Annotated in this window: 6 protein-coding genes; all 6 read right to left on the bottom strand. The window is 66.3% G+C overall.

Features of this window, described 5'->3' with window-relative positions:
- Nucleotides 1-127: 127 nt before the first annotated feature.
- Nucleotides 128-1,537, bottom strand: a complete 1,410-nt coding sequence (locus tag AC3A6F_RS12945) for an FGGY-family carbohydrate kinase (protein WP_487681281.1) — start codon at nucleotides 1,535-1,537, stop codon at nucleotides 128-130.
- 14 nt (nucleotides 1,538-1,551) lie between these two features.
- Nucleotides 1,552-2,604 (bottom strand): ABC transporter permease, encoded by a 1,053-nt coding sequence (locus tag AC3A6F_RS12940; protein ID WP_487681279.1) that lies wholly within the window; start codon nucleotides 2,602-2,604, stop codon nucleotides 1,552-1,554.
- Nucleotides 2,601-3,620: an ABC transporter permease gene (locus tag AC3A6F_RS12935; RefSeq protein ID WP_487681277.1), complete on the bottom strand. Its 1,020-nt coding sequence runs from the start codon at nucleotides 3,618-3,620 to the stop codon at nucleotides 2,601-2,603. The genes AC3A6F_RS12940 and AC3A6F_RS12935 overlap by 4 nt, the downstream gene beginning before the upstream one ends.
- On the bottom strand, nucleotides 3,617-5,176 hold the full coding sequence (locus AC3A6F_RS12930; protein WP_487681275.1) for a sugar ABC transporter ATP-binding protein: 1,560 nt from the start codon (nucleotides 5,174-5,176) through the stop codon (nucleotides 3,617-3,619). Before AC3A6F_RS12930 ends, AC3A6F_RS12935 begins: the two co-directional genes overlap by 4 nt.
- Nucleotides 5,177-5,249: 73 nt before the next feature.
- Nucleotides 5,250-6,269 carry a rhamnose ABC transporter substrate-binding protein gene (gene rhaS / locus AC3A6F_RS12925; protein WP_487681273.1) on the bottom strand — a complete coding sequence of 340 codons (1,020 nt, stop codon included), beginning with the start codon at nucleotides 6,267-6,269 and terminating at the stop codon, nucleotides 5,250-5,252.
- Nucleotides 6,266-7,126, bottom strand: coding sequence for a DeoR/GlpR family DNA-binding transcription regulator (locus AC3A6F_RS12920; protein WP_123068358.1), 861 nt, complete (start codon nucleotides 7,124-7,126; stop codon nucleotides 6,266-6,268). Before AC3A6F_RS12920 ends, rhaS begins: the two co-directional genes overlap by 4 nt.
- Nucleotides 7,127-7,375 lie beyond the last annotated feature (249 nt).

The following is a 7,375-nucleotide window of genomic DNA, read 5'->3' as shown; positions in this document are numbered from 1 at the left end:
GAAGTTGTAGTGTCATCCATAGGACGTATTGTCTCCTATTTTGGATGTCCACCAAACCCGGGCTATCTCAGAGTCGAATTGTTTGACAACTTCAGTAAATCAATTGGTCAATAATTTTACTCTGACCCTAATTGTTGGGTTGTTGAGCGTCGGATAGTTGCGGGGTGAGTGTGGCAAGGGCGGTGCGCCAGGCGGTGCGGTAGGCGGGAAGGCCGATGACGGTGCGCGGGGGCTTGGGGTGGTGTTGGGTGGTTGGGGTGGCGTCGCGGTAGCGCAGGAGCCAGCCGCCGCAGGTGGTGCCGCTGGCGTCGTCGGAATAGGCCAGTGACTGGTGAGGGCGGAGGCTGGCCAGCAGGGGGCCGAACCAGGGGTTGGCGGTGAAGGCGCCTTCGACCGTGATCGGGCCGCGGGCGCCGAGCGCGTCGAGGCAGTAGTCGGTCATTAGTACGCAGTACAGTGTGGCGAGTGCGAAGCGTTCGCCGACGTCGAGCGGAGGCGGTCCCTTGATATGGCCTTGCCGGCCTGCGAAAGGGCCGCCGCCGTCGGCGAAGCAGGGGAGCGCCATCGTGCCGCGTGCGATCAGCCGTTCGAGTTGTTCGAACGAGCAGGAGGCCGGCTGGTCGCCGGCCAGTGCGCCGAATTCGCGTCCACCCATGAAGCGCATGCAGGCTACCGGCTGGCCGAGTGCGTTGGTATTGGCCAGCATGTCGGCATCCTCGCGCAGGCCATCCAGGCTGGCGCCGAAGGCGGCTGCGATCAGCCAGGTGCCGGTCGAGAGCACGGTGCGCGGCGCCGAGGCCCCATCGCTGCCCAGATGGCGCAGCAGCGAGGCATTGCTGTCGTGGATGCCGCACAGGACTTCGCAGGATGGCGCCAGCCCGGTGGCTTGCGCAACCTCGGGACGCAGCACGCCGAGCGTGGCCCAGGCCGGCGCCAGCGGCGGCAGCTGCGGGTCCCAACCCATGCGCGTCACCAGCGACGAATAGTCCTGGCGTACCGGGTCCCACATATCGGTATGGCAGCCGAGCGAGGTGGCCTCGCCTGCCGCCACGCCGCACAGGCGCCAGGCCCAGTATTGCGGGTACATCAGGATGTGGCGCGTTCGCGCGAAGGCTTCCGGGTGTTCCTGCTGCAGCCAGGCCAGCTGGCGGCCGAGGTTCAGGCCAGACGGCAGCAGCGGCGAGTAGGTCTGCGCATAGGCAGGCCGCAGCGCCGCATAGTCAAGCTCCGGCAGCGCCGCCTCGTAGTCGAGCACCGGCAGCATCAAACCGTCGTCGTCGACCAGGGCGGCGGTGGCGCCGTGAGTCACCGGAACGATCGCCGTCACCCGCGCCTGGCCGGCGAAGGCGCGGCAGGTCGCCAGCATCCAGTCCCAGATGCCTTCGGTATCGTGGTGCGGATAGGGGCCGTCGTGCAGGATCGCATTTGGCCGGCGCCGTTCGGCCAGCAGCCGTCCGGCGGCATCCACCAGGGCCAGCTTGACGTTCGTCTTGCCGATGTCGAGTACGATCAGGGCGTCGTCCGGGGTCGCTTGCATGGGTTCGCGCTCCATCAGTGGCGGGTCGGCTTGCCGCGCAACAGGCGCGACAGCGCGATGGTCGCCAGCAGCAGCACGCCCACCACGATCGTCATGTAGATGCCGGGCACGTTGGCCAGCGCCAGGCCATAGGTGACCGCGCCCATCGTCAGCACCGCCAGCAGCACGCCGCCGATGGTGCCGGCGCCGCCAGCGATGCTCACGCCGCCCAGGATCACCATGGTGATGATCTCGAGCTCCCAGCCCGTGGCGATGTTCGGTCGCGTGCTGCCGATGCGGCCGGTCAGCAGGAAGGCCGCCAGGCCCGCCATCGCGCCGGTGAGCATGAACAGTCCCAGGCGGTAGCGGTCGACCGCGATGCCCGAGAAGCGCGCGGCGTCAGGATTATTGCCGATGGCGTAGATGCGGCGGCCCGCCGTGGTGGCATGCAAGACCACGGCAAACAGCAGCGCGAAACCGAGCAGGATCACGAAGGCCCGAGGCACCACGCCAAAGAACGTTCCCTGTCCCCAGTCGGCCATTAGCTGCGGGTAGTTGGTGAAGGCCTGGTCGCCCAGCGCCACGCTGGCCAGGCCCCGGTACAGGGCGATGGTGCCGATCGTGACGACGATCGAAGGCAACATGAAGCGGGTGACCAGGAAGCCATTGAGCCAGCCGCAGGCCAGGCCGGTGCCGACCGCCACGAAAAGCAGGGCCCCGGCCGGCATGCCGGCGCTGTGCGCCAGGCCCATGGCCACCGACGACAGCGCCAGCGTGCCGGCCACCGAGATGTCGATCTCGCGGCAGATGATCAATAGGGCCATCGGCAGCGCGATCAGGGCCTTCTCGCTGAAATTGACCGTCCCGTCGAGCAGGTTGTAGGGATCGAGGAAGTGCTCCAGCGTGACGCCGCCAGCGACGAACACCGCCAACAGCAGCAGGGCGAGCAGGGTCTCCCAGCGCGCCAGCACGTGGCGCAGGGCGGGCCGCTGGCGATCGAGGATCGTATAACGCGAGGTGTGGCTGGATTCGTTCACGGTCTTGGTGTCAGGTGGGGTTTCGACCTCGGCGACGCTGGTCGCATTCATGCTGCGCTCCTTGCGGCATTGGGTTCGCTCTGGTGCAGCGGCAGGATCTGGCGGCTGCGCTTGCGGTTGCCGCCGGCATTGAGCAGCACGGCGACCAGGATCACGGCGCCGGTCAGCGCGCTTTGCCAGAACGGCGAGACCTGCAGCACCGGCAAGGCATTGCCGATCACCGACAGGAACAGCGCGCCGAGGACGGTGCCGAGCACCGAGCCGACGCCGCCGGCGATGCTGGCTCCGCCGATCACGCAGGCGGCGATCACGGTGAATTCGAAACCATAGGCGATCTCCGTATAGGCGACCGCGTAGCGCGCCACCCACAGGTAGCCGCACAGGCCCGCCACCATGCCCGACAGGCCATAAGTCCAGAACAGCCGGCGCGCGGTCGGAATGCCGATGTAGGCGGCGCATTGCGGCGCATTGCCGATCGCGTACAGGTCGCGGCCGAAGCGCGTGTGACGGGCCAGGAAGGCCATCGCGAGCACCGCCCCGAGGGCGATCCACACCAGGTGCGGCAGGCCGAACAGGCGCTGCAGCGGAAAGCCGATGAAGTTGGCCGGCATCTGGTGCGCCGATACCCAGGCGCCGCCCGAGATCACGAACACCAGCCCGCGGTACACGCTCATGGTGCCCAGTGTGACCACGATCGGCGGCAGCGCCAGATAGCCGATCAAGCCGCCGTTGACGAGGCCCAGCGCCAGGCCGGTGCCGGCCGCGGCCAGCATCACGAACAGCAGCGGCAGTTCCGGATTGTTCGACGCCAGCATGGCCGCGACCATACCCGACAGGGCCAGGTTCGAGGCTACCGACAGGTCGATGCCGCGGGTGACGATCACCAGCATCTGGGTCAGGGCCAGCATCACGAGCAGGGTGCTGTCGGTGAGCAGATTGGCCAGCGAGGCGGTGGTCAGAAACACCGGCGCGCGCACACCGACCAGCAGCACCAGCGCGACCACCATCACGGCCAGCAGGGCTTCGCGCTGCTTCACGATGTCCAGTAAGGCGAGTCGCTTGTTCATGGCGCGGCCTCCACACCCAGGTCGACCCCGGACGCGGCCGCGACCACAGTCTCGGGCGTGGCCAGCCCGCGCGTGAATTCACGCACGACGCGCCCTTGGCGCATCACGACCACGCGGTCGGCCAGGCCCAGCACCTCGGGCAGTTCGGACGAGACCAGGATCACCGACAGGCCGCGTTCGACCAGGCCGCTCACGAAGCGGTGCACGGCGGCCTTGGAGCCGATGTCGATGCCCTTGGTGGGTTCGTCGAGGATGATGACCTTGGGATCGGTGGCCAGCCACTTGCCGAGCACCACCTTCTGCTGGTTGCCGCCCGAGAGCTCGTCGACGTTCTGGCTCAGGTAGGCGGCCTTCAGCTCCAGCTGTTCGGCGAAGCGGCGCGCCAGCGCGGCCTCTGCCCGGGCGCGGGGAAAGAATCCAAATGTCGACAGGATCGGCAGTGTAATGTTGTGCATGATCGGCATGGTCAGGTGCGCACCATGATGTTGGCGGTCCTCGGGCACATAGGCCAGGCCGCGCCCGATCGCTTCGCCGGGGTTGCAAAATACCGCCGGCTGGCCCTCCAGCCGCACGCTTCCGGTCACCCGTGGCGTCAATCCGAACAGCGCCTGCATCACCTCCGAGCGGCCGGCGCCCACCAGCCCATAAAAGCCGAGGATCTCTCCCTTGCGCAAGGTAAAACCGACATCCCGGAATTCGGTCGGGTGACTCAGGCCCTCGACCTCCAGCAGCGGCGCGCCGATTGCTACATCGGCCTTGGGATAGGCCTGGTGTACGGCGCGCCCCACCATCAGCGCCACCAGTTCCGGCTCCTTGACGTCGGCCAGGCGGCCTTCGGCCACGAACTGGCCGTCGCGCAGCACCGTGTAGCAGTCGGCCACCTCGTAGATTTCGTCGAATTTGTGCGAGATGAAGATGACGGCGGTGCCGCGCGCACGCAGCCCGTCGATGATGCGATACAGCTCGCGGATCTCGCGCTGCGACAGCGCGGCGGTCGGCTCGTCCATGATCACCATCCGCGCATCCTGCGACAGGGCGCGCGCGATCTCGACGAAGTGGCGCTGGGCCACCGACAGGTCGCGCACCCGCGCACGCACCGGCAACGACACCTCCAGGCGCGCGAACAGCTCCTCGGCCTCGGCCTCGATCCCGGCCCAGTCGATGCGCCGCGCCGGGCCACGCGTCGGGTGGCGCCCAACATAGATGTTCTCGGCCACCGATAATTCGTCGAACATCACGGTTTCCTGGTGCACGGCGGTGATCCCGGCGGCCATCGCTTCCTGCGGGCTGCCGAAGGATACCGGCTTCCCGTCGAGCAGGATCGCGCCTTCGTCGGGACGGTGGATGCCGGTCAGGGTCTTGACCAGGGTCGACTTGCCGGCCCCGTTCTCGCCGATCAGGGCCATGACTTCGCCCGGACGGACGGACAGGCGCACGCCATTCAAGGCGCATACGCCGTTGAAGCGCTTGGTGATGCCGGTCAACTGCAGAACCGGCGCGGCGGGCGCGCCGTCATTCGGGCGCAGGGGTGGGCTTGTCAGTTGGGTCACTGGCATATTGTTGTTACGAACGGATGAATGGCGCCGCGCGCATCGACCAGGCGGTCGCGCGCGCGGCGAACGGGCCGGGTCAGAACAGCTTGGCGAACTGGTCGACGTTGCCGGCGTTGTAGGTGAACGGCGGGCCGAGGGCGGTTTCGCCATTCGCATCCAGCGTCACGGCGCCCAGGCGGCCGACCGACACGATCGCGCCGTCGCCCGTTTGCGCCTTGCCGGCCACGAACTGGTGCGCCGCGAACGTGGCGGCGTAGCCCAAGTCGATCGGATTCCAGATCGCGAACTCGCGCACCGCGCCGCTCTTGACGTGGCCAGCCATCTCGGATGGCAGACCCAGGCCGGTGACGAACACCTTGCCCACCAGGCCTTCGTCGGCCACCGCCTTGCTGGCGGCGACGATGCCGACCGTGGTCGGGGCGATGATCGCCTTCAGGTTCGGGTGGCTGCGCAAGAGGCCAATGGCTTCGCGATAGCTCTTGTCCGATTGGTCGTCGCCATACACGGTGGCCACCAGCTTCAGGCCCGCGTACTGGGGCTGTTCGAGCGTCTTCTTCATGACGCCGATCCAGATGTTCTGGTTGGTCGCCTGGGCCGACGCCGACAGGATCGCCAGCTCGCCCTTGCCGTTCAATTCGGCGGCCGCCATCTCGATCTGCTTCTGGCCGATCAGTTCCGCGTTGGAGGGATTGAGCTGCATCTGGCGCCCGCCCGGGGCCAGCGCGCTGTCGAACGAAATCACCTTGATCCCGCGCTGCATCGCCTTCTTGGCGATCGGCACCAGGGCGTTGGGGTCGTTGGCGGAGACCACGATCGCATCGACCTTCTGGCTGATCAGCGAATTGATGATCTCGATCTGGCCTTCGGCGCTGGGCGTGGTCGGGCCGGTGTAGATGATCTCGACCCCGCCGATCTCGGCGGCGGCATCCTTCGCGCCCTGGTGGGCAGCGTCGAAGAAGCCGTTGCCCAGGCTTTTCACGACCATCGCGATGCGGGTCTTTTCAGGCGCGGCTTCGGCCTTCTTGTCGGCGCAGCCGGCCAGGCCGGCGAATACACCGACCGCCGCCGCGGCCAGCAGGAGCTGTTTGATCTTCAATGCGAAATCTCCATCAGGGCTGCGGACTGCAAGTCATATTGGGGGCTGTAGCGCGTGGTGCGCAGCGCCGGCAGGTCGCCGTCGGGTTCAACGGTGACGACCTTCACGCCATACTGCTCCAGCAGCTGCACCGCCTTGTCGGAGGCATCGGTGTCGGTGATCACGGTGGACACGCGATCCAGGCCGCACAGGATCAGGCCGGCCTTGCGCGCGAACTTCGAGCTGTCGGCCAGCACCACCAGTTCCTCGGCCTGGCTGATCAGGCGCTTCTCGGCCTGGATCAGCAGCGGGTCGGCTTCCATCAATCCCAGCAGCGACAGGCCGTAGACGCTCATGAACATCTTGGTGGCATAGTGGTGCTGGGTGATGTCGTTGTCGAACGGCGAGAGGATGACGTTCTGCTCGCGGTACACGCGGCCGCCCGGCACGATGATCTCGTTCTCGCTCGAGACCAGCAGGCGCTCGGCCATCAGGAAAGAGTTGGTCAGGATCTTGAGTTGCTTCTCGGTGAGGAATTCGGCCATCATGAAGGTGGTGGTGCCACCGTTGATGATGATCGTCTCGCCGTCGTTGCACATGCCGGCTGCATGGCGGGCGATGGCGCGCTTGCGCGAGGCGAAGCACTGGATATTGTTCTGGAACGTTTCGCTGGTCAGCGGGAACTGGCGCGTCTTGGGCAGCAGGTTCTCTGCGCCGCCACGGGTGCGGGTGAGCAGATTGCGCCCCGCGAGCCAGCTGATGTCGCGCCGGACCGTCGCCGGGGACGCGTTGAGCCATTCGACAAGCTGCTGGACCGTTGCCGTCTGGTGCTCGGCAAGCAGTTTCAGCAAACGCTTGCGGCGTTTGTGATTCACCATATTGTGTCTCCTCCGTAAGCCGTCTGGTTGAGTGCGGCATGGGACCCGTCGTTCCAGGCCTCTTTTGGGCAGGAATCGCGGGGTGTTCGAAAAGAGTAGTTTCTAGATGCAATATCGTCAATCACCAAATGATCAATTGACTGATTATTTCCCCGCGCTGCAACGCACAAACGCTCAAATCGATCAAGTCGGTGATTGATTCCTACTTGGTCAGCAAGTTGATTGTTTCCGCGTTGACACCCCGTGGGC

It is taken from the genome of Massilia sp. Soil_C_3 (assembly GCF_057657035.1).
This window is presented reverse-complemented; position numbering and strand designations above follow the sequence as displayed.